Below are 21,531 nucleotides of genomic sequence, written 5' to 3'. Positions count from 1 at the left end.
GGTGCGCACCTTGGTGCGCACGCTCGGCATGCCATCCACGCATGGCGTGGATCTACCGGATGCCGTAAAGCCCTGCGTTTGGTAGGTGCGCACCTTGGTGCGCACGCTTGGCCTGCCATCCACGCATGGCGTGGATCTACCGGATGCCGTAAAGGCCTGCATTTGGTGGGTGCGCACCTTGGTGCGCACGCTCGGCATGCCATCCACGCATGGCGTGGATCTACCGGATGCCGTAAAGCCCTGCGTTTGGTAGGTGCGCACCTTGGTGCGCACGCTTGGCCTGCCATCCACGCATGGCGTGGATCTACCGGATGCCGTAAAGGCCTGCGTTTGGTAGGTGCGCACCTTGGTGCGCACGCTTTGCCATGCCCGGCGGATGCATCACGGCTGCGTCTGCAACCTCAACACCGGCAACCCGGTTTCGCGGTGCACGTCTTCGCGCTGCGGCAGGCCCTGCACGGCATCCTTCACCGCATTGAACGCCGGATCGACGCCGCGCACCGGGTGCCACATGCCGATCCACTCGAAGTGCCGTTCATAGCGCAGCGTCTGCGCACTGCCCAGCCACAGCGGCACCGCGCCGGGCTGCAGCTGCATCGGCGCCGGCCACAGGCGCAGCACGTAGCGCTCTTCCGGGCGCGCGCCCTGGCGCACCATCAGCAGCGCTTCCACCCGCGTATCCAGCGTGGCCGGCAGCACCGGCAGCTGCTCGGCGCCGGTGTTCTTGTCCAGCATCAGCAGCGCTTCTTCCCAGCCGGCCTGCGCCTGCACCTTCCAGCCGCGGGCCTCCAGCTGGGCCTGCAGCGGCGCCAGCGGGCCAGCCACCTGTACATCCAGCGGCCAGCGCTGGTCATCGTCGAATTCATTGCGGCGCGCCGGCAGTGTTGCCCAGCCCTGTTGCCACCAGGCCTGCCGATCCATCGCCAGCGGTGCCGGCAGCGCCGGTTCAAAGCGCTGCAGCTTCACCGGAATGTTGCGCGGCGCGTACCACATGGCCGCCAGCGCGAATACGCCGTAGAACAGCCAGGCCACCGGCTTCACCCAGAACGAGCGGTTGAAGCGGCGGCGGTAGGCGATGCCCAGCACCAGCAGCCAGAACGTGCCGAACAACATGCCGCCGATCACATCGCTCAGCCAGTGCGCGCCCAGGTACAGACGGGCAAAGCCGATCAGGCTGACCACGATGCCCGACACCAGGTACGGCCACACGCGCGTGCGCCCGGGCATCTCGCGTGCGATCAGCACGGCGAAGAAGCCGAAGGTGATGGTGGCCATGGTGACCGACACCGACGGGAAGCCGAAGCCACTGCTGGCATCCAGCGGGCGCACCACGTCCACCGTGGCGCCCAGCAGCATGGTCAGGGCCAGGCCGAAGGCCAGCGCCGCCAGCCAGTGCGCGGCGGCCATCCAGCGCCGGCGCCACACCAGATAGCCCATCCCGGCGGCGGTGGCCGGCAGCAGCACCTGCCAGGCACCCAGCGAAGCCAGTGCCGCCATCGGGTAGTCGGCCAACGGGTTGCGCAGGGCCAGCATGGCCTGGTGCACCCACAGATCGACCGCCAGCGGTTCGCCATGCGCCACCACCACCGTCAACAACGCGAACCAGCCCCAGCCCAGCACCAGCAGCATCAGCGCCAGCATGGCCAGCGGCACCGATTCGCGGCGCTTGGGGTCGAGCACGCCCACGGTATAGCGGCCGAGGGTGGGGTGGCGGTTGGACCAGTCCAGCAGCCGGGCCAGCCAATGGTCCATGCGCGCGGCCGACCAGCGGTAGCCATACAGCACCAGCGCCCAGACCACGCCCATCAGCACCACCAGCAAGCCGATGACCACCACCAGCCGGCCGGCGACCGCAGCGACGGCATCATAGGCTTCACCCAGTACCCAGCCGGGCGCCAGGAACAGCAATGCCCAGGAAATGCTGGCGATGCCGCTGGCCTGCACGTAGCGGCTGGCCGGCATGTTCATCATGCCGGCGATGGCCGGCACGAACGGGCGGATCGCGCCGACGTAGCGCGCCACCAGGATGCTTTTGAACGCATTGCGGCGGAACAGGTTCTCGCCGCGATCCAGCAACTGGGGGTAGCGGCTGAACGGCCACACGCCGCGCAGGCGATCGCCCCAGCGGCGGCCGATCCAGTAGCTGATGCCGTCACCGGCGAAGGCACCCAGTGCCGCGGCCGCCACCGCATACGGCCCGGAGATCTGCCCCAGGCCAATGAACACGCCCACCGCAAACAGCAACGGCAGCGCCGGCACGATCGCGCCCAGGATGATCACCGCATCGCAGAAGGCGATCAGAAAAATGACCGCGCCCGCCAATACGGGGTGAGCGGCAATCCACGCAAGCGTGGCGTCGATCCATGAAGAGTCCATTGCACGATTATAGAGGCGTGAAGGTGACTGGTTCCCAGCCGCTTCGTGACCGTTTGCAACCACCGCCATCGCCTAGAATGGCCGCATGCCGTACACGCCCGACGCTCCATCACACGCTTTGAAGGCCGACAGCTTCGGCCGCATCCTGCTGGTTGAAGGGCCGCAGGGCCGTTTCGTGCGCCGCGACCTGCGCGCCACGCCGCTGTGGCTGCGGCTGCCGGCCTGGTGGCTGGCCCGTCGCGAAGCGCGCGCGCTGCAGTACATCCACGGCATGGCCGACGTGCCGCAGCTGCTGGCCTGGAACGGCCACCACCTGGACCGCAGCTTCATGGCCGGCGATGCCATGTACCAGCGCCCGCCGCGCGGCGACGTGGCCTGGTTCCATGCCGCGCGGCGCCTGCTGCAGCAGCTGCATCGCCGCGGGGTGGCGCACAACGACCTGGCCAAGGAGGCGAACTGGCTGGTGACCGTGGACGGGCGACCGGCGTTGATCGATTTCCAGCTGGCCGTGATCGGCCACCCGCGCTCGCGCTGGATGCGCCTGCTCGCCCGCGAGGACCTGCGTCACCTGCTCAAGCACAAGCGCATGTACTGCCGCCAGGCGCTGACCCCGGTGGAAAAGCGCGTACTGAAGCGCACCTCGTGGATCCGCGAGCTGTGGTTTGCGACCGGCAAGCCGGTCTATCGCTTTGTGACCCGGCGCATCCTGCATTGGGAAGACAACGAGGGGCAGGGGCCCAAGCCGTGAGCGCAGCACGTGTGCGGACCACCGTGCCCGGTACAGGCAGCGTGCTCGCGGGGCAGTTGGCCGGCGCCGATTTCGTGCATGCCTGCCAGGCGCACACCCGGCGCAACGGGCGCACGGCCCTGCAGGCCTACCGTGACATGGCCGCGACCATTCCCGCCTGGTTCGATGGCCTGATGGCCCTGCGCAACCGCGGCATGGCCCTGCTGGGCATGAAGGACCTGGGCTCGCTGCGTGCGGTGCAGGCCGCCGCAGCCCCACGGCTGGGCCAGCGCCTGGGCATCTTCACCCTGCAGTCGCTGGATGACGATGCCATCGTGCTGGAAGACGACGATCGCCACCTGCGCGTGCAGCTGGCCCTGCAATGGCAGGGTGAGCTGCTGGAAGTGGCCACCGTGGTGCATACCCACAACGCGTTCGGGCGTGTGTACATGCTGCCGGTCGCGCCGGTGCACCGCCTGATCGTGCCGCACCTGCTGCGCAGGCAGGTGCAGGCGTACTGCTGATTCAATGCCGCGCCGCCGGCACCACCTGCTGGCCGATGAAGTTGCGCTGCCCGTCGAAGTCGTAGCCGATCTGCAGATGGCCCACGTCGGGGCAGGCATGGCAGTCGCGCAGTGGCGTGCGGTACAGCAGGCGGATGCCGCCACCTTCCAGTGGCGCGGTGCCGGCGGCCTGCGCCGGCGGGAACGGGGTGGCCTGCGGGTGGGCCTGCAGTACCGCCTGCACCCCTGGGTCTGCACGCAGCGCATCATCCAGCTGCACGGCATCCACATCGATCCGCTTGCCGGACGCATCGACCAGGCGCGTGCCTTCATTGGTGTTCGCGCGGAACGGGTAGGCCACCGTGGCCACGCCCAGGCCATCGTGCTCATGCCAGGCGGTCACGTAGGCCAGCTCGCCGGCGCTGGACAGCTGGCCGGCTGCGGCAACGGCATCGGCGCTGGCCCCGCCATCGCGCATGGCCTTGGCCAGGCAGTCGCGGGTGGCCGAAGTGTCCCCCTGGCGGCACGCATTCAGGTCGCCATCCCAGACCACCGCTTCGCTCCAGCGCAACGACCCATTGGCGGCCTTGGCAGCGGCCGGCGCGTCGTGGCCGGCCGATGCAGCGCCGGGTTCCGGCGGGCGACCCTGGCAGGCGACAAGCAGGGCCAGGCTCAAGGCAGGCAGCAGCAGACGGGAACGGCGCATGGCGTACACCTCGTGCGTTGACCGGGGCACCAGTATCGTCAACGTGCGGTGAACCCGGCGTCGGCGCGGCATACTAGCGGCTCATTGCATACGCTGGAGTGTGGAACGTGGGCAGTCTGCAGGGCAAAACCCTTTTCATCACCGGCGCCTCGCGTGGCATCGGCCTGGCCATCGCACTGCGCGCGGCGCGTGACGGCGCCAACGTGGCCATCGCCGCAAAGTCGTCGGTGCCCAATCCGAAGCTGCCGGGCACCATCCACAGCGCCGCCGAAGCGGTCAATGCCGCTGGTGGCCAAGGGCTGGCGCTGAAGTGCGACATCCGCGAAGAAGACCAGGTGCAGGCCGCCGTGGCCGCGGCCGTGGATACCTTTGGCGGCATCGACATCCTGGTCAACAACGCCAGTGCCATCTGGCTGCGCGGCACCCTGGACACGCCGATGAAGCGCTTCGACCTGATGCAGCAGGTCAATGCACGCGGCAGCTTCCTGTGCGCGCAGGCCTGCCTGCCGTACCTGCTGCAGGCGCCCAATCCGCACATCCTGACCCTGGCACCGCCGCCCAGCCTGGACCCGAAATGGTGGGCGCCGCATACCGGCTACACCCTGGCCAAGATGGGCATGAGCTTCGTCACCCTGGGCCTGGCCGCCGAGTTCGGCCCGCAGGGCGTGGCGGTGAATGCGCTGTGGCCGCGCACCGTCATCGCCACCGATGCGATCAACATGATTCCCGGCGTGGATGCGGCCGGCTGCCGTACCCCGCAGATCATGGCCGACGCCGCGCATGCGGTGCTGGTGCGGGACGCGGCTGGCTTCCATGGTCGCTTCCTGCTCGATGACGAGGTGCTGGCCGAAGCGGGCGTGACCGATCTGTCCGGCTATGCGGTCGATCCATCGCGCGCCCTGCTGCCGGATCTGTTCCTGGACTGACGCCCGGCAGCTGATCTGCGGCAGGCGTCAAGGATCGCGCCTGCCACGCATCGCTAGAATGTTCGGCTGGAACCGATTTCAACAAGGATGTGATTGCATGAAAACGCCACTGCGCTCTGCGGCGCTGGTCGCTGCCCTGTCGCTGGCATTGGTCGGCTGCGGCAAGTTGCCCGGTGCGGCAGGCCCTGCCGAACACAACGGCCATGCCGGTACCGAAGACGCATCGCCCGCTGCATCGGACGCCGACCCGGCCGAGCTGGCAATGACCGCCAAGCTCAACGCTTATATCGACTGCTACAACGATGTGGACAGTGGCCTGCACCAGGGCATCGACTACTACACCAGCTGGATGGCCGACCCGAAGGTCGGCCCGAGCGGTCGCGAGGATCGCCCGATCGGCCCGCCGGACCTGACCGCCGCCGACCTGAAGAACTGCGAAACGAAGATCGCCAGCGCACGGGCTGCACAGCCGCCGCTGCCGGTGCTGGATGCCGCCGCCCAGCAGTACCTGGACAGCCTGCATGCGCTGCAGCCGCTGGCCCATGCCGGTCACGACTATTACGCGCGCGAGGACTACCAGGACGATGACTTCGCCCGTGGCAAGGACATGCATGCGCCGCTGATGACCGCGCTGATGACCTTCGCCGAACACAGCCAGGCGTTCAGCAACGCGCTGGAAGCGCAGAACATGGCCGAGCAGAACGCGGCGCTGGAGGCAATGAAGCAGCGCGGTGAACTGACCCGCGAGTACTACCGCATGGCGATGATGCGCGACGCCAAGGCGCTGATCGACGTGATGGCCGAAGACCACTTCGACGTCGCCCAGGCACAGACGTTGCTGGATGCGTTCAACCGAATTTCCGACGAGGCACATGCCGCCGTTGGCGAACAGGAGCCGGGGCGCATGCAGTGGAACAGCTTCGAGCATGAGGCCGAAGTGTTCCGCCGCGATGCGAAGTGGCGCCTGGAACGCGTGTCCGGCAAGCGTCCCTTCACCGACATCGAAAAGAAGTGGCTGGCGCAGGGCTCGGACATTCCCAGCGGCTCGCCGGGGAAATTGCTGCAGACCTACAACACGCTGGTGGACGAGAGCAACCGGCAGTAAACGGCTTCCAGTTGACGTATATGACACGGCCAAATGCGTCAGTTCCATGCGTGATCCCCGCAGTGCGCGCGTTTGCCGGGCATCGGGCGTCATCCCGGTGCAGCGCGGCCCGCGACCGGGCACGCTGGCACCTCGCTTTCTGTGTTTTCTGAGGAGTTTCCATGCGTGTTTCCCGTGTTTCCGTCCCCGTGCTGCTGGCTGGCGCGATGATCGGTCTTGCCGCCTGCAGTCCCGGCGGCGGCGCTCTGGTTGCCGATTCGAGCGTGGACAAGATCAATGCCTACATTGCCTGCTACAACGGCGTCGACGCACCCGTGCGCGAGGGCTTCCAGACCTATACCGGCTGGATGGCCGATGCCGCCGCCGGCCCGACCGGCAAGGAAACGCAGCCGCGTCCGCCGGGCAAGGTGCCCTCGCACCGGGTGGAATACTGCGCGCAGTCGCTGACCGACGCGCTGGCGTTGACCCCGGCCCTGCCGATGGACGCGGCGGTGCGCGATTACCAGCAGTCCTTCCAGGCACTGAACGTGTTGGTCGAACAGGCTGATGGCTACGTCACCCGCGAGGAGTACCGGCGTGACGGTGGTGAGGGCCTGCGCACCCAGCACGGGCCGCTGATGCAGGCCTATGCAGGGTTCTTCGAGGCCAGCGACGCGCTGGATGCTGCGCTGGAAAAGAGCGAGCAGGAACGCCGCGCCGTGCAGCTGCAGCAGATCGAGGACAGCGAAGGCCGGTCGTTGGCCTATTACCACCTGCGCATCGTCGGCGACGGCAAGCAGCTGGCGCTGGCCTTCCAGGCCGAGGCCCCCGACCTGCCGGCACTGCGTACGCGCCTGGCCGACTACCAGGGCCTGATCAAGGAAATCCAGGCGGCTGGGGTCGGCAAGGACAACCCGATGTGGGGCCACGTGCAGCGTTCGGCGGACAAGCTGGTGCGCAGCGCCGGGCGTGGGGTGGAGCGCCTGAGCGAGGGCAAGCCGATCACCGCCGAAGCGCTGGCCGCCGAGCGCAAGGCCTCCGGCAGCTGGCTCACCTCCGATCCGGAAGGTGCGCAGTCGACCATCATGGAGGCTTACAACGACCTGGTCACCACCAGCAACCGCATGCACTGACTAGACCGACGGACAGCGCCGGGCCATGCCCGGCGGCTGCCATCAACTGTTGAAGGTATCGGGAATGGCGTGGCCGCAACGGCGGCAATGCCGCGCATCGGGCTCATGGCCTTCCAGCCCGCAGTGCGGGCAGCCGCGGGCGTCGCGGCGCGCAGCCAGTTCGGCTTCGCGCATGCTGCTGGCCAGTTCAGCGGTGTAGATGCCGGTGGGCACGGCGATGATGCTGTAGCCGATCAGGATCAGCACCGAGGTGACGAAACGACCCAGCACGGTCTGCGGCACGATGTCGCCGAAACCCACCGTGGCCATGGTCACCACCGCCCAGTACATGCTGGCCGGGATGTTGCTGAAGCCGTGCTCGGGGCCTTCGATCACGTACATCAGGGTGCCGGCAATGATCGTGATGGTGATGACCGTGAACAGGAACAGCAGGATCTTGCGCCGGCTGCGCCACAGCGACTGCAGCAGGATGCCGCTCTCTTCGATGTAGCGGGTCAGCTTCAGGATGCGGAACACACGCAGGATGCGCAGCGCACGCACCACCAGCAGGCTCTGCGCGCCGGGCACGAACAGCGACAGATAGGCGGGCAGGATCGACAGCAGGTCGATGATCCCCCAGATGCTGACCGCATAGCGCAGCGGGCGCTTCACCACCGCCAGGCGCAGCAGGTATTCGATCGTGAACAGGGCGGTGAAGACCCATTCGATCACGTACAGCCCATCGGCCCAGGCCACATGCAGGTGCTGCACGCTGTCGATCATCACCACCAGGATGCTGGCAATGATCGCCACCACCAGGATCAGGTCGAAATTGCGGGAGGGCCGGGTGTCGCGCCGGTAGATGATGTCGAACCAGGTGCGGCGCCAGCCGGAGGCGGTGGCGGGGTTCAGTTGGGGGGCGGAAAACGGGCGCATCGGTGCATTGTGCCGCAGGGGCTGGGGGGCGAGAATGGGGGTTCCTGAATCCTGCCCACTGCCATGACCGCCGCTACCGATCCGCTGATCTCCCTTTCGCACTACTACCTGCCGGTTTACAAGCCCCGCCAGGTGGTGCTGGAGCGAGGCCAGGGCGCCCGCGTGTGGGACAGCCAGGGCCGCGAATTCATCGACCTGGCCGCCGGCATTGCCGTGTGCGGCCTGGGCCATAACGACCCGGACCTGACTGCCGCCCTGGTGGAACAGGCCAGCAAGCTCTGGCACACCAGCAACGTGTTCTACAGCGCACCGCCGCTGCACCTGGCCGAAGAACTGGTGAAGGCCAGCCGCTTTGCCGAGCGCGTGTTCCTGTGCAATTCCGGCGCCGAAGCCAATGAAGTGGCGATCAAGATGGTGCGCAAGTGGGCGTCCAGCCAAGGCCGCCCGGCCGACAAGCGCGTCATCATCACCTTCCGCGGCAGCTTCCACGGCCGCACCCTGGGCGCGGTGACCGCTACTGCCCAGCCGAAGTACCAGGAAGGCTACGAGCCGCTGCCCGGTGGCTTCCGCTACATCGACTTCAACGATGAAGTGCAGCTGGAAACCGCGATGGCCGCCGGCGACGTGGCCGCGGTGATGCTGGAGCCGATCCAGGGCGAGGGCGGGGTGATGCCGGCCAAGTCCGGTTTCCTCAAGCGCGTGCGCGAGCTGTGTGACCAGCACAACGCACTGCTGGTGCTGGACGAGATCCAGGCCGGCATGGGCCGCACCGGTACCCTGTTCGCGCATTGGCAGGACGATGTGGTGCCGGACATGGTCACCCTGGCCAAGGCCCTGGGCGGCGGCTTCCCGATCGGCGCCATGCTGGCCGGCCCGAAGGTGGCCGAAACCATGCAGTTCGGCGCGCACGGCACCACCTTCGGCGGCAACCCGCTGGCCGCTGCAGTTGCCCGTGTGGCGCTGCGCAAGCTGGGTTCGGCCGAGATCGCTGCCAACGTCAGCCGCCAGTCGAAGGCGCTGCGCGATGGGTTCGCCCGCATCAACGAAGAGTTCAACATCTTCAGCGATGTGCGCGGCCGCGGCCTGATGCTGGGCGCGGTGCTGAACAAGGATTTCGCCGGCCAGGCCGGTGCCATCCTGGACCACGCCGCCGACCAGGGCCTGCTGACCCTGCAGGCCGGCCCGGACGTGCTGCGCTTCGTGCCGTCGCTGAACATCACCGATGAAGAAGTGGCCGAAGGCCTGAAGCGCCTGCGCGCGGCCATCGCCGCGTTCGTCGCCGCGCGCTGAGCTGCACGTCCTGATGATGGGGTCAGAGCCCTCTCGTACGAGACGGATCTGACCCCGGATCATCGTGGCCCAGGGGTCGGATCCCTCGCCCACGGCGAGGGCTCTGACCCCGGATCATCGTATCCCGTAGCGCTTCAACACCTTCCCCAGCCCGCGCCCGTCGCGCACGGTTTCGGCATGCAGCCCGGCCGCGCGTGCGCCGCGCACGTTGACGAACAGGTCATCCACGAACAGCGCGTGGCCTGGATCGGCATCCAGCCGCTGCAATGCGCGCTTGAACACCGCCGGGTCCGGCTTGCGGCCGCCCAGCATGCCGCTGCACAGCACGCGCGGCTGCAGGCGGGCGTGCAGTTCCGGCAGGAGTTGCGGCAGCACCTGCGCCATCAGCGGCCCGTTGTTGGTCAGCACCGCCAGCGGCAGAGCGTCATCCAGGGCCAGCAAGCGCTGCACCACTGCCGCCTGCGGCCGGCACGCGGCCAGGCGCGCAGCGATCCAGGTCGGCACATCCACGCTGACATCCAATGCGTGGCCCAGCTGTGCCAGATAGTCATCGGTGCTGACCTGCCCGGCGTCGTAGGCGGTTTCCAGCCCACTGTCGAACAACGCGGCCTGCACCTGCGCGGTGCTGCACTGCAGGGCCTGGGCCAGGAACAGCACGCGCTGCGTGCGCTGGTACTGCAGCAGCACGCCATCCACATCCAGCAGCAACATTCGTATCTCCATGCCTGCAGCATGCCTGAGCCTGCACACCGCATGCGACACCCTGTCGCAGCCCGTGCGCGCGGTCACTGCCTAGAATGAAGATGACTTGGCAGGAGACGCATTGATGAAGGCTTGGGGCGTGGCAATCGGACTGGGTGCGCTGCTGTTCGCACCGGCGGCAATGGCGCGGGTGTGTGCGGTCAGCATCGACAGCACCGACCAGATGACCTTCAGCAGCCGGCAGATCAAGGTGGCAGCCGACTGCAGCGAAGTGGACCTGACCCTGCGCCACACCGGCAAGCTGGCGGCCACCGCCATGGGCCACAACTGGGTGCTGACCCGCACGGCCGATTACCAGCCGGTGGCCTTGGCCGGCATGCGCATGAGCCTGGCCGACAGCTACCTGCCCAAGGCCGACAAGCGGGTGCTGGCGCATACCAAGGTGATCGGTGGCGGCGAGACGACGCGCGTGCGGTTTTCCACCAAGGGCCTGCAGAAGGGCGGTGATTACACCTTCTTCTGCTCGTTCCCGGGGCACTTCGCGATGATGAAGGGCAGCTTCGTCTTCGGTTGATGCCGTTTGCAGAGTCGAGCCATGCTCGACTGCACGCGTGCCAACCAAGGTTGGCACCTACCAGGGAGCGGGAGGTTGGCAGCCCGAGGCCGCTTACCCCTTCGCGGCCTTGAACGCAACGCGCGCGGCGGCCAGCGTGGCCTCGATCACCGCATCGTCGTGGGCGCTGGACATGAACCCGGCTTCGTACGCCGACGGCGCCAGGAACACGCCCTGTTCCAGCATGGCGTGGAAGAAGCGGTTGAACGCCGGAATATCGCAGGCCGTGGCCTGAGCATAGGTCTCCACCTTTTCGCTGGTGAAGAACAGACCGAACATCGCGCCCACCTGGGTGGTGGTGACCGCCACGCCGGCTTCGGCGGCCGCGGCTTCCAGGCCAGCACACAGGCGCGCGGTACGCTCGGCCAGGTCGGCATGGAAGCCCGGCTGTGATACCAGCTCCAGCATGGCCAGGCCGGCGGCCATCGCCACCGGATTGCCGCTGAGCGTGCCGGCCTGGTAGATCGGGCCGGCCGGTGCAATCTGCTGCATCAGGTCGCGGCGGCCACCATAGGCACCCACCGGCATGCCGCCGCCGATGATCTTGCCGAAAGTGGTCAGGTCCGGGGTGATGCCGTAGTGCGCCTGCGCGCCGCCCAGGGCCACGCGGAAACCGGTCATCACTTCATCGAAGATCAGCAGCGCACCGTGCTGCGTGCACAGCGCGCGCAGGTGCTGCAGGTAGCCCTCGCGCGGCGGAATGCAGTTGGCGTTGCCCACCACCGGTTCGATGATGAGGCCGGCGATCTCGCTGCCCTGCGCCTCGAACAGCGCGGTGGCCGCTTCGAAATCGTTGTAGGGCAGGGTCAGGGTCAGTTCGCTCAGGCCCGCCGGCACGCCCGGCGAGGTCGGCACGCCCAGGGTCAGCATGCCGCTGCCGGCCTTGACCAGGAACGAATCGCCGTGACCGTGGTAGCAGCCTTCGAACTTCACGATGCGGTTGCGGCCGGTGGCGCCGCGCGCCAGGCGGATGGCCGACAGCGTGGCTTCGGTACCCGAATTGACCATGCGCACCATTTCGCACGACGGCACCAGCCGGGTGATGGTCTCGGCCATGGTCACTTCGGCCGCGCACGGCGCGCCGAAGGACAGGCCGTTGTCGATCGCCCGCTTCACTGCCTGGCGCACGGCCGGGTGGTTGTGGCCGACGATCATCGGCCCCCACGAGCCCACGTAGTCGATGTAGCGGTTGCCGTCCACGTCGTACAGGTAGGCGCCGTCGGCGCGTTCGACGAAGAACGGTTCACCGCCCACCGACTTGAACGCGCGCACCGGCGAATTGACGCCGCCCGGCAGCAGCTGCTGGGCGCGGGAGAACAGGGCGTGGGACTGGTCGTGGTTCATGGGGCTTTCCTGGGCATTACGCGAACTGGGCGAGGAAGGCGCGCTGGGTCGCGACCGGGTCCGGTGCGGCATAGATGCCGCTGACCACGGCCACCAGGTCGGCGCCAGCATCGATGATGGGACCCACATTGTCCGGGGTCAGGCCACCAATGGCCACCCGCGGCACGCCCAGTGCGGCGGTTTGCCGCAGCAGGTCGGTGTGGGCGCGGCTGCTGGTGATCTTGGTGGTGGTGGGGAAGAAGGCGCCGAAGGCCACGTAGCTGGCGCCGGCGGCCACGGCCTTTTCGGCGTTGGCCAACTGGTCGTAGCAGGACGCGCCGATGATGGCGGCCGGGCCGAGCAGGGCACGCGCGCTGGGAATATCACCGTCGGTGCCGCCCAGGTGCACGCCGGCCGCGCCCACGGCCTGGGCCAGCGCCGGGTCGTCATTGATGATCAGCGGTACGCCGTGTCCGGCGCACAGCGCCTGCAGGGCGGTGGCCTGCTCCACGCGCAGCGCATCGCTGGCGGTCTTGTTGCGGTACTGCAGCCAGGTGGCGCCGGCAGCCAGCAGCGGCGCGGTGCGTGCCAGCAGGCGCGCGGTATCCGCCTCGTCCGGGGTGATCAGGTAGACGCCGCGGGGCGCCGGGGAAGCTGCGTTCATGGATGGCTACCGGTAGAAGGGCCGCGGTGGGACAATGACGGCCAGTGAATCCAGCGTTGATTATCCGATGAGCGATGCCACCCCCACCACCTTGCGCACCTGGATGTGCGTGGTCTGCGGCTTCATCTACCGTGAGGCGGACGGGCTGCCGGAGGAGGGCATCGCCCCGGGCACGCGCTGGGAGGACATTCCCGAGACCTGGACCTGCCCCGATTGCGGGGTGACCAAGGATGATTTCGAGATGGTCGAGATCGATTGATTGAGGCGCCGCCGGGCATGGCCCGGCGCTACCGGTAGGTGCGGACCGTAGGTCCGCACACTGATGACTCAATGCAACCGCGGCATCGGCCCGACCAGGTCGATCAGCTTCTCGCGCAGCCACTGTGCATCGCTGGCGTCCGGGTTGCGCTTCAGGTACTGCCCCAGGTCATGCCGGGCGCCGGCCAGGTACTCCAGTTGCAGATAGGCCAGGCCACGGTCGCGCAGGGCATCGTCCTGTTCCGGGGCCAGTTTCAGCAGGCGGTCGGCGCTGCGCGCGGCACGGTCCCATTCGGCCGCTTCGGCATAGACGCCATGCAGGTTGCGCAGCATGCGGATCAGGATCGCCCGGCTCGGCGCCGGATCCAGGATCTGCGCCAGCACCTGGTCGTCCGGGGCCTGCCCGCCCAGGTGTGACTTGGCGCGTTCGCGCAGCTCGTCCACGTCCAGCGGGCGGCCGCCATTGAACGGGTCCATCACCAGCACCCCGTCATCCACCGGCAGCCGCACCAGGAAATGGCCGGGAAAAGACACCCCGTCCAGCGGAATGCCCAGCCGCCGGGCCACTTCCATCTGCACCAGGGCCAGTGAGATGGGATTGCCCAGGCGTCGTTCGAACACCTGGTTGAGGTAGCTGTTGCGGGGGTCGTAGTACTGCTGATGGTCACCGCTGTAACCCAGCTCGTCGAACAGGTGGCGGTTCACCGCGGCCATCTTCATCGGCCAGCGCTCGATCGTGTCCACTTCGGCACGCAGGTGATCGACATGGCTCTGCACCAGCGCCTCGTACACGCCGGGTTGAAGATCGGGGTATTCATCGCGCGCGATCAGCAGCGCGGTCGGCAACAGTGGCAGCGCCTCGTCATCGAGGTCGGCCAGTGCATCCCAGTCGGGGAGTGTGATCCGGTCCTGCATGGCCACAGACTGGCGGCAATCGCAGGCGGTTTCAAGCGGTGCGGCGTGAATTCCGCTTGTCGTTGTTCCCCATCCACGCATGGCGAGGATCTACCGTGTCGACCAGGGTCGACACCTGCCAGCAGCACAAGGAATCTGTCAGATGCGGGGCGGTGAGGGCTTGCAGGACCGCAGGCGCCATGGGCCCGAGGCATGCCTCGGGCGGGTTGGGCAGGACGCCAACCCCGGTCTTGCTCGTGTGCGCAGGATTGCGCACACGAGCAAGGCGCCTACGAGCCCGCAAGGATGGGTTTGCGGCGTGTCCTGCAAGCCCGCAGCGCCCGCCATCCCTTGGCCGCCCAGCTTTTGCCGTTGATGTTGATTCGGCGGGTGCCGGGCGCCACCCGGCACCCCATCAGTTCTCGATGCCCGGGCCGAAGGTCAGTGCGGTGCCGTCCTTCAGCTTCAGCTTTTCCGCCTGGCCTGCATTGAGCTCCAGCACGTAGCGGGCCGGGCCGCTGCTGGGGTAGGGCGGGCAGCGGTCGCCGGCCGAGCAGGGCGGCACATCGCGCTGCTGGCTGACCAGCCGGCGCTGGCTGTCGAAGTACAGGATGTCCAGCGCGATCCGGGTGTTCTTCATCCAGTACGCCTGCATCTCTTCCTGCTCGTGCACGAACAGCATGCCGTGGTCGGCCGGCATCTGGTCGCGGAACATCAGGCCGCGGGCGCGGGTGTCATCGTTGGTGGCCAGTTCGACCTTGTAACGGGCACCGTCCAGCTCCACCCAGTGGCGGGCGGCATCGGTGGCACAGCCGGTCAGGGCCAGCAGCGGAAGCATCAGCAGCGAACGCAACAGCGACATCGTCAGGGTCCTTCGCAGGGGTCAGAGCACGACCGGCGGTTCACCGCCGACAATCACCACGTCGGCGCGGCGGCGCGCGAACAGGCCCACGCAGACCACGCCCGGCAGCTGGTTCAGCTCGCGCTCCAGCTTTTCCGGATCGGTGATCTGCAGGTTGTGGATGTCCAGGATCTGGTTGCCGTTGTCGGTCACCACGCCCTCGCGCCAGGTCGGCTGGCCGCCGGTCATGTCGCGGATCTGTCGGGCCACCAGGCTGCGCGCCATCGGAATCACTTCCACCGGCAGGGGGAAGTTGCCCAGCACCGGCACCTGCTTGCTGGGATCGACGATGCAGACGAAACGCTCGCTGGCCTCGGCAATGATCTTCTCGCGGGTCAGCGCCGCGCCACCGCCCTTGATCAGGCACTTGCCCGGATCGCACTCATCGGCGCCGTCCACGTACAGCGACAGGTTGCCGGCGTGGTTCAGCTCGATCACCTCGATGCCGTGCTGCTTCAGGCGTGCGGTGCTCTGTTCCGAACTGGACACCGCGCCCTTGATGCGGTGCTGGATGCGGGCCAATGCATCGATGAAGTAGGCCACGGTGGAACCGGTGCCGACCCCGACGATCATGCCGTCTTCGACGTATTCGATGGCTTTTTCAGCGGCCAGGCGCTTGGCTTCGGACATGGGAGGACTCTCAGGCAGGGAATCAGGATTTCTTTTCGAGCGACAGCAGCAGCTTCCACTGCGCGGCCGTCACCGGGAACACCGACAGGCGGTTGCCCTTGGCAACCAGCGGGAAACCTTCGCCGAGTTCGTCGGCGTGCAGCTTGATCTCGTCCAGCGCGATCACCTGCGGCAGCTTGCGGTCGAAGGCCACGTCCACAAGCATCCAGCGCGGGTTCTCGCGCGTGCTCTTGGGGTCGTGGTAGTCGGATTCCGGGTCGAACTGGGTGTCGTCCGGGTAGGCCGGACTGGCCACCGTGGCCAGGCCGACGATGCCGGGCACCTTGGTATTGGAGTGGTAGAACAGGATGCCGTCGCCGACCTGCATGCCGTCGCGCATGAAGTTGCGCGCCTGGTAGTTGCGCACGCCGTTCCAGGGCTCGACCTTCACCTTGGCCAGGTCATCGATGGAAAAAGCGTCCGGTTCGGACTTCATCAGCCAATAGCGCTTGCGGGCGGTCATGCGTTCACGGGGGCAGCGGAGGGGAACAGGGCGCCGTCTTCGGTGCAGATCGCATCCACCGGCACGTCCCACGACGCCACCGGCAAGGACTCGACCTGCTGCGCAGCGAACGCGGCACCCACCAGCCAGGGCGGTGCCGGCCGGTCGTGGCGGAAGGCGAAGCTGCGATCATACCAGCCGCCCCCCATGCCCAGCCGCCGGCACTGCGCGTCGAAGCCCACCAGAGGAGTGACCACCAGCGCCATCTGGCTGGCGTCCAGGGTGTCGGCCGCCGCCACATCGGGCTCGGGAATGCCGTAGCGGTTGCTGGTCAGGGGCTGGCCCGGCCGCCAGGGCGCAAAGCGCAGCACATCGCCGGCCAGCACCGGCAGGCAATAGGCCACGGTGTCAGGCAACTGCAGTTGCCAGCGGTGCAGGGCGATCTCGCCATCCAGCGCCCAGTAGCCGGCCACGGCGCCTTCGCGCGGGGCGAACGGCAGGGCCAGCAGGGCGTCTGCCAGCGATTCGGCAGCAGCAATGCGGATGGGCGCGGAAAGTGCGCGGCGGCGTTGCCGCAGGTCGTGGCGCAGGGCCTGGCGCGGGTCGGTCATGGCAGGTGGCGGCAGAAAACAGCGGCCATTGTGCCGGAAAGAACAAGGGCGACGCCCGAAGACGCCGCCCTTGCTGGAATATTGCATTCTCCGCAATGTCGATGCATGCGAAACGACCTTGAACCCGGGGGCTCAAGTGGGAACGCTGGAGAACCATCGGGCTTCCCGCTACAAGGCGGACCTGCACTCCCGGCGCTGTCGCGCTCCCGGTGTCGTTCTTAAGGGACAAGGCGAATGTTTGCACATGCCGTCGAGTACCGCAGAGAACGCGTGGCCATTATAGCCAGCGTGCACGATCTGGATAGGCCGTTCGTCGGCAACAGTCCGTGCCAATTCAGATATGAGAAGACGCGTTGCGTGCGCTGCTCACACGCTGCTATCGATCGCGCGGTCAAGGCGCCGGTTCAGATCGGCCAGGGTCTGCTGCAGGGCCACCGCCTGGCGTGCATTCTCGTCGCGCAGCAGTTGCAGCTCGTGGGCCAGGTTCAGTGCGGCCAGCACCGCCACCCGATCGACGGCGGCCATGCGGTTGCTGCCGCGGATCTCGCGCATGCGCGCGTCCAGCAGGCGCGCGGCGGCCATCAGGCTGTCGCGTTCATCGCCGCCCACGCCCACGGTGTATTCACGATCGAGGATGCGGACACTGACCGGTTCTGCGCTCATGTGTGCTGCTCCAGGGATTTGAGCCGGCTGATCATCGCTTCCACCCGCGAGCGGGCCTGTTCGTTCTTGGCCAGCAGGGTGGACCGCTCGGCCACCAGCTGTTCCTGCTGGTGGCGCAGGCTGCGGTTCTCCTCGGCCAGGCGCTGGTTGCGCTCCAACAGCGCTTCCACGCGGGCGGCAAAAGCCTGCAGCTGGGCAAGGGGGTCGGCGGGTTCCATGCCGCACGATAGGCAAGCCGGGCGAGGGCGGTCAAGCGTTGTCGCAGCAGGGCCGGACTGCCACGAGGACGACCCGGTCGGGTTGCTACACTACAGGGCTCACGGGCGCGCGCGTGCGCGCTCCGGGTTTCCCTTACGAACGAGCCGCACGATGACCGAACTTCCCTCCGTCGACGACGTTTCCCGCGCCAGCCAGGAACTGGGCCTGGGCGCCACCGCTGCCGAGCTGCATGGCGGCCTGTGCGGCTGGCTGGCCGCCGGCGGCGCCCCAGGCAACGACTGGCCGGCCCGCGTGCTGGCCGACGACAACCTGGCCCCGGTCGCCCCCGGCAGCGCGCTGGCGCAGCTGCTGGAAGCCACCATCAAGCAGCTGGAAGACCGCGATTTCGCCTTCGAACTGTTGCTGACCGACAACGACGACGTGGCCGCGCAGGCCGATGCCATGTTCAGCTGGACCCGTTCGTTCCTGGGTGGCTTCGGCCTGGGCAGCGGCGGCCGCCGTCCTACCTTGTCCGAAGAGGGCGAGGAAGCGCTGACCGACATGGCCAGCCTGGCACGTGCCTCCAGCGAGGATTTCGAAGCCGGTGGCGAGGACGATGACGAGGCGCTGTCGGAAATCGAGGAGTTCATCCGCGTGGCGGTGCTGCTGCTGCACGGCGATGTGGTGCTGGCCGCGCGCCACCGCCAGCGCCTGAACTGATGGATATCAAGCAGCGCACCGGCATTGCCGCCGGCGAGTACAAGCGCCGCCGCCGCCAGCTGATGGACATGGCCGGCGACGATGCGATCCTGGTCCTGCCGGCGGCCTCGGAGAAGGTGCGCAGCCTGGATACCCATTTCCCGTTCCGCCAGGATTCGGATTTCCAGTACCTGAGCGGCTTCCCGGAACCGGAGGCCGTGCTGGTACTGATTCCCGGCCGCCGCCACGGCGAGGCCATCCTGTTCTGCCGCGAACGCGATGCCGAGCGCGAAGCCTGGGACGGCAGCCGCGCGGGCCAGGACGGGGCGGTGGCGCACTACGGCATGGACGATGCCTACCCGATCGATGATCTGGACGACATCCTGCCGGGGCTGCTGGAAGGGCGCTCGCGCGTCTATTACCACTTCGGTCGCGAAGCGGATTTCGACCTGAAGCTGATCGGCTGGGTGAACCGCGTGCGCTCGCAGGTGCGCCATGGCGCGCAGCCGCCGCACGAGTTCCTGGAACTGGGACACCTGCTGCACGAGCAGCGACTGTTCAAATCCGGTGCCGAAGTGGCGTTGATGCAGCATGCAGCGCAGATCAGCGTGCGTGCGCACCTGGCGGCGATGCACGCGGCCAGGGCGGGCATCCACGAATACGAACTGCAGGCCGAACTGGAGCGGGTGTTCCGCGCCAGCGATGCCGTTCCCGCGTACTGCAGCATTGTCGGTGCCGGTCGCAACGGCTGCATCCTGCATTACCGCGACAACAATGCGCGTTCGCGCGACGGCGAACTGGTGCTGATCGATGCGGGCGCCGAGTACCGTGGATACGCCAGCGACATCACCCGCACCTTCCCGGTGAACGGCCGCTTCACTGCCGAACAGCGTGCGCTGCACGATCTGGTCGGCCAGGCGCAGGCCGCCGCCATGGCGCAGGCGCGCCCGGGCGTGGCCTACGAGACCGGCCATCTGGCCGCCGTGCAGACCCTGACCGAGGGCCTGCTGCGGCTGGGCCTGCTGAAGGGCACGCTGGAAAAGAACCTGGCCGAAGGGCTGTACCAGCGTTTCTACCGGCACAAGACCGGGCACTGGATCGGCCTGGACGTACACGATGTGGGCGACTACCGGCTGGCCGGCGAATCGCGCCTGCTGGAACCGGGCATGGCCTTCACCATCGAGCCGGGCCTGTACATCGGCGTGGACGACACCACGGTGGAACCGCGCTGGCGCGGTATCGGCATCCGCACCGAGGATGACGTGCTGATCACCAACGACGGCCATCGCGTGCTGACCGAAGGCCTGGCGCGCAGTGCGGACGAGATTGAAGCGGTGATGGCGGGTTGAGCCGGACTGCGTAGAGTCGAGCTTGCTCGACTGAAGCAACCGCAACGGCCAAAGCAAGAGCGGCATTCCGTGGCATGGCGGGGCACTGCGGGTTTGCGGGGACGCCGTAAACCCGTCCATGGGGGCTTGGTCGCCGCATCCATGCGGCTCACACCCCGCAAACCCGCAGTGCCCCGCCTTCGAGAGGTTCACGCGGCTGTTGGTAACGGCGATTCTTGGAACATGCGGTGTTGGTTCACGCGGCCGTTGGTAGGTGTCGACCTTGGTCGACACAGAGCGAGCGCAGCGAGCGACCCGCTTTTGATCTTCTTTTTCTTTTCCGTGGCTGGCGCGCACGGAAATTGTCCGTGGCCGGGCGGATGGGGTGCGCAGGGGCGTGAGCCGCATGGATGCGGCGACCGAGCTTACATGGACGTACTTGCAGCGTCCCCTGCACAGCCCATCCGCCCGGCCAGACGGCAGTAATCCCGCCGCACCCTGCGCCCAGCCACGAGGGGCTCAGCCGTTGGCTGCCGCAAACGCCGGGCGGGTCAGGTTGTCCGCGTCGCCTTCGGTGCACAGCACTTCGTCTTCAATGCGGATTCCGCCGTAGGGGCGGAAGAAGTCCACGCGGTCCCAGTTGATCGCATTGCCATGGCCGGCGGCCTTCACTTCGTTCAACAGCATGTCGATGAAGTACAGGCCCGGTTCGATGGTCACCACCATGCCCGGTTCCAGCACACGGGTCAGGCGCAGGTACGGGTGGCCGGCCGGGCGCTCGATGCGGCCGCCGTCTTCGCTGGCGGCAAAACCGGCCACGTCGTGTACCTGCAGGCCGATCAGATGGCCGATGCCATGCGGGAAGAACGCGGCGCTGACGCCGGTTTCCAGTGCGGTCTGCGGCGAAACGTTGATCACGCCGAAGTCCTTCAGCACGCCCATCAGCGAAAGATGTGCGTCCACGTGCAGTTGCTTGTAATCGAAGCCGGCACGCACCGCCGCGCACATCTGCTGCTGGGCCGCGTCCACCGCTTCGACCATCGCGGCGAACTCGTCGCGGCCGTGCGCGGCGTAGGTGCGGGTGATGTCGCTGGCGTAGCCGTGCGCGCTGGCGCCGGCATCGATCAGGAAGCTGCGCAGCGGCTGCGGTGCCTTGCGGCCCAGCTCGGTGTAATGCAGCACGGCGGCGTGTTCGTTCAGGGCCACGATGTTGCCGTAGGGCAGCTCGTTGGCATCCTGCCCGACGGCCTGGCAGTACGCCATGTGGATGTTGAATTCGTCGGCACCGTTGCGGAACGCGGCCTCGGCGGCGCGGTGGCCACGCACGCCCAGCACCTGTGCCTGGCGCATCAGGGCAACTTCATACGGCGTCTTGTAGGCGCGGTGCCATTCCAGGTAGTTCAGCACCGGCGCCGGGTTGTTCGGCACGTAGGCGCCCAGCGCGCTCTGCGGCTCACCCAGGATCGCGCAGCGGGCCGGGTTGGCCGGCAGCAGGGCCAGCGCCTCGTCCGGCGTGCGGATGATGTGGATGTCGAAGTGCTCCACCCACCAGCCGCTGGGCGCATCGGGCACCACGTGCCAGTAGTCGAAGGGCTGGTGGAAGATCACCGCCGGGCGCTTGCCCGGGGTGAACACCACCCAGCTGTTGGGTACGCGGGTGAGCGGCAGCCAGGCCTTGAACTGCGGGTTCACCGCATAGGGGTAATCGCGATCGTCGAACACCTGGTAATGCAGGGTGCCGCTGGGCACCACCAGATGGTCAAAGCCGCCGCGCGCCAGCGCCTGTTCGGCGCGTCGGCACAGCACGGCCAGGTGGTCGGAATACAGAGCGCCGGGGTCTTGCTGGATCATTGCGGTGGCTCGACACGGAAAACGGCCCTAGATTCTGCCGCATACGGCGAAAAAC

The 21,531-nt window shown here is 67.5% G+C and carries 25 protein-coding genes and 1 other RNA gene; 10 read left to right on the top strand and 16 right to left on the bottom strand.

The genetic code is table 11. From position 1 onward, the window contains the following. Both C1922_RS20730 and C1922_RS17895 read right to left on the bottom strand, forming a co-directional pair. Positions 1 to 273 (bottom strand): hypothetical protein (locus tag C1922_RS20730; RefSeq protein ID WP_234413370.1); only part of this gene is annotated, 273 nt, incomplete at its 3' end. A gap of 108 nt (positions 274 to 381) precedes the next feature. Next, a complete protein-coding gene (locus C1922_RS17895) occupies positions 382 to 2,376 on the bottom strand; it encodes a bifunctional DedA family/phosphatase PAP2 family protein (RefSeq protein WP_108751004.1) in 1,995 nt (664 codons plus the stop codon). Between the two features lie 85 nt (positions 2,377 to 2,461). On the opposite strand from C1922_RS17895, the gene C1922_RS17890 reads away from it, so the two are divergent. Both C1922_RS17890 and C1922_RS17885 read left to right on the top strand, forming a co-directional pair. Continuing rightward, positions 2,462 to 3,124, top strand: coding sequence for a serine/threonine-protein kinase (locus C1922_RS17890; RefSeq protein WP_108751003.1), 663 nt, complete (start codon positions 2,462 to 2,464; stop codon positions 3,122 to 3,124). Further along, positions 3,121 to 3,627, top strand: coding sequence for a DUF2867 domain-containing protein (locus C1922_RS17885; protein ID WP_108751002.1), 507 nt, complete (start codon positions 3,121 to 3,123; stop codon positions 3,625 to 3,627). The genes C1922_RS17890 and C1922_RS17885 overlap by 4 nt, the downstream gene beginning before the upstream one ends. A gap of 1 nt (position 3,628) precedes the next feature. Here the strand turns inward: C1922_RS17885 and C1922_RS17880 are convergent, their stop codons facing one another. Next, positions 3,629 to 4,312, bottom strand: coding sequence for a hypothetical protein (locus C1922_RS17880; RefSeq protein ID WP_108751001.1), 684 nt, complete (start codon positions 4,310 to 4,312; stop codon positions 3,629 to 3,631). A 107-nt stretch (positions 4,313 to 4,419) separates the two neighbouring features. Between C1922_RS17880 and C1922_RS17875 the strand changes: the two genes are divergently transcribed. The 3 genes from C1922_RS17875 (at position 4,420) to C1922_RS17865 (ending at position 7,455) form a co-directional block, all read left to right on the top strand. Next, the gene (locus C1922_RS17875) at positions 4,420 to 5,238 is read left to right on the top strand and encodes an NAD(P)-dependent oxidoreductase (RefSeq protein WP_108751648.1); all 819 of its coding nucleotides are present in this window, start codon (positions 4,420 to 4,422) and stop codon (positions 5,236 to 5,238) included. Between the two features lie 97 nt (positions 5,239 to 5,335). Beyond that, positions 5,336 to 6,343, top strand: coding sequence for a YiiG family protein (locus tag C1922_RS17870; RefSeq protein ID WP_108751000.1), 1,008 nt, complete (start codon positions 5,336 to 5,338; stop codon positions 6,341 to 6,343). Between the two features lie 161 nt (positions 6,344 to 6,504). Continuing rightward, the gene (locus C1922_RS17865) at positions 6,505 to 7,455 is read left to right on the top strand and encodes a YiiG family protein (protein WP_108750999.1); all 951 of its coding nucleotides are present in this window, start codon (positions 6,505 to 6,507) and stop codon (positions 7,453 to 7,455) included. Positions 7,456 to 7,497: 42 nt separating this feature from the next. On the opposite strand, the gene C1922_RS17860 is transcribed toward C1922_RS17865, so the two are convergent. Beyond that, positions 7,498 to 8,370, bottom strand: coding sequence for an ion transporter (locus tag C1922_RS17860; protein WP_108750998.1), 873 nt, complete (start codon positions 8,368 to 8,370; stop codon positions 7,498 to 7,500). 63 nt (positions 8,371 to 8,433) lie between these two features. On the opposite strand from C1922_RS17860, the gene C1922_RS17855 reads away from it, so the two are divergent. Next, positions 8,434 to 9,660: an acetylornithine transaminase gene (locus tag C1922_RS17855; protein ID WP_108750997.1), complete on the top strand. Its 1,227-nt coding sequence runs from the start codon at positions 8,434 to 8,436 to the stop codon at positions 9,658 to 9,660. A gap of 114 nt (positions 9,661 to 9,774) precedes the next feature. Here the strand turns inward: C1922_RS17855 and C1922_RS17850 are convergent, their stop codons facing one another. After that, entirely contained in the window at positions 9,775 to 10,383 is a 609-nt protein-coding gene (locus tag C1922_RS17850; protein ID WP_108750996.1) for an HAD-IA family hydrolase, read from the bottom strand. Positions 10,384 to 10,486: 103 nt separating this feature from the next. Between C1922_RS17850 and azu the strand changes: the two genes are divergently transcribed. Further along, positions 10,487 to 10,936 carry an azurin gene (gene azu, locus C1922_RS17845; protein WP_108750995.1) on the top strand — a complete coding sequence of 150 codons (450 nt, stop codon included), beginning with the start codon at positions 10,487 to 10,489 and terminating at the stop codon, positions 10,934 to 10,936. A gap of 93 nt (positions 10,937 to 11,029) precedes the next feature. On the opposite strand, the gene hemL is transcribed toward azu, so the two are convergent. Both hemL and thiE read right to left on the bottom strand, forming a co-directional pair. After that, on the bottom strand, positions 11,030 to 12,319 hold the full coding sequence (hemL, locus tag C1922_RS17840; protein WP_108750994.1) for a glutamate-1-semialdehyde 2,1-aminomutase: 1,290 nt from the start codon (positions 12,317 to 12,319) through the stop codon (positions 11,030 to 11,032). Positions 12,320 to 12,335: 16 nt separating this feature from the next. Then, entirely contained in the window at positions 12,336 to 12,962 is a 627-nt protein-coding gene (thiE, locus tag C1922_RS17835; protein ID WP_108750993.1) for a thiamine phosphate synthase, read from the bottom strand. A gap of 34 nt (positions 12,963 to 12,996) precedes the next feature. Between thiE and C1922_RS17830 the strand changes: the two genes are divergently transcribed. Further along, positions 12,997 to 13,221, top strand: a complete 225-nt coding sequence (locus tag C1922_RS17830) for a rubredoxin (protein ID WP_108750992.1) — start codon at positions 12,997 to 12,999, stop codon at positions 13,219 to 13,221. Between the two features lie 68 nt (positions 13,222 to 13,289). Here the strand turns inward: C1922_RS17830 and C1922_RS17825 are convergent, their stop codons facing one another. The 8 genes from C1922_RS17825 to C1922_RS17790 form a co-directional block, all read right to left on the bottom strand. Next, entirely contained in the window at positions 13,290 to 14,135 is an 846-nt protein-coding gene (locus tag C1922_RS17825; RefSeq protein ID WP_108750991.1) for a SirB1 family protein, read from the bottom strand. 394 nt (positions 14,136 to 14,529) lie between these two features. Further along, positions 14,530 to 14,976: a DUF192 domain-containing protein gene (locus C1922_RS17820; protein WP_108750990.1), complete on the bottom strand. Its 447-nt coding sequence runs from the start codon at positions 14,974 to 14,976 to the stop codon at positions 14,530 to 14,532. A gap of 21 nt (positions 14,977 to 14,997) precedes the next feature. Further along, positions 14,998 to 15,645, bottom strand: a complete 648-nt coding sequence (gene rpiA / locus C1922_RS17815) for a ribose-5-phosphate isomerase RpiA (protein ID WP_108750989.1) — start codon at positions 15,643 to 15,645, stop codon at positions 14,998 to 15,000. A gap of 22 nt (positions 15,646 to 15,667) precedes the next feature. Beyond that, positions 15,668 to 16,147, bottom strand: a complete 480-nt coding sequence (locus C1922_RS17810) for an EVE domain-containing protein (protein ID WP_108750988.1) — start codon at positions 16,145 to 16,147, stop codon at positions 15,668 to 15,670. Next, positions 16,144 to 16,737, bottom strand: coding sequence for a 5-formyltetrahydrofolate cyclo-ligase (locus C1922_RS17805; RefSeq protein WP_108750987.1), 594 nt, complete (start codon positions 16,735 to 16,737; stop codon positions 16,144 to 16,146). Before C1922_RS17805 ends, C1922_RS17810 begins: the two co-directional genes overlap by 4 nt. An 83-nt stretch (positions 16,738 to 16,820) precedes the next feature. After that, positions 16,821 to 17,006: non-coding RNA, 6S RNA (ssrS, locus tag C1922_RS17800), on the bottom strand. A 97-nt stretch (positions 17,007 to 17,103) separates the two neighbouring features. Beyond that, a complete protein-coding gene (locus C1922_RS17795) occupies positions 17,104 to 17,400 on the bottom strand; it encodes a cell division protein ZapA (RefSeq protein ID WP_108750986.1) in 297 nt (98 codons plus the stop codon). After that, complete coding sequence (locus C1922_RS17790) at positions 17,397 to 17,618, bottom strand: TIGR02449 family protein (RefSeq protein WP_079223080.1); 222 nt, start codon at positions 17,616 to 17,618, stop codon at positions 17,397 to 17,399. Before C1922_RS17790 ends, C1922_RS17795 begins: the two co-directional genes overlap by 4 nt. Positions 17,619 to 17,769: 151 nt before the next feature. Here C1922_RS17790 and C1922_RS17785 point away from each other — a divergent pair, with 151 nt between their 5' ends. Further along, positions 17,770 to 18,318: a UPF0149 family protein gene (locus tag C1922_RS17785; protein WP_108750985.1), complete on the top strand. Its 549-nt coding sequence runs from the start codon at positions 17,770 to 17,772 to the stop codon at positions 18,316 to 18,318. Positions 18,319 to 18,323: 5 nt separating this feature from the next. Further along, positions 18,324 to 19,646 carry an aminopeptidase P N-terminal domain-containing protein gene (locus C1922_RS17780; RefSeq protein ID WP_108751647.1) on the top strand — a complete coding sequence of 441 codons (1,323 nt, stop codon included), beginning with the start codon at positions 18,324 to 18,326 and terminating at the stop codon, positions 19,644 to 19,646. Positions 19,647 to 20,144: 498 nt separating this feature from the next. On the opposite strand, the gene pepQ is transcribed toward C1922_RS17780, so the two are convergent. Then, a complete protein-coding gene (gene pepQ, locus C1922_RS17775; protein WP_108750984.1) occupies positions 20,145 to 21,476 on the bottom strand; it encodes a Xaa-Pro dipeptidase in 1,332 nt (443 codons plus the stop codon). Positions 21,477 to 21,531: the final 55 nt, after the last annotated feature.

The sequence above is a fragment of the Stenotrophomonas sp. ZAC14D2_NAIMI4_7 genome (genome assembly GCF_003086675.1).
In the GTDB taxonomy this organism is placed as follows: domain Bacteria; phylum Pseudomonadota; class Gammaproteobacteria; order Xanthomonadales; family Xanthomonadaceae; genus Stenotrophomonas.
Note: the sequence above shows the minus strand (reverse complement) of the source record. Positions and strands in the feature narration are given on the sequence as shown.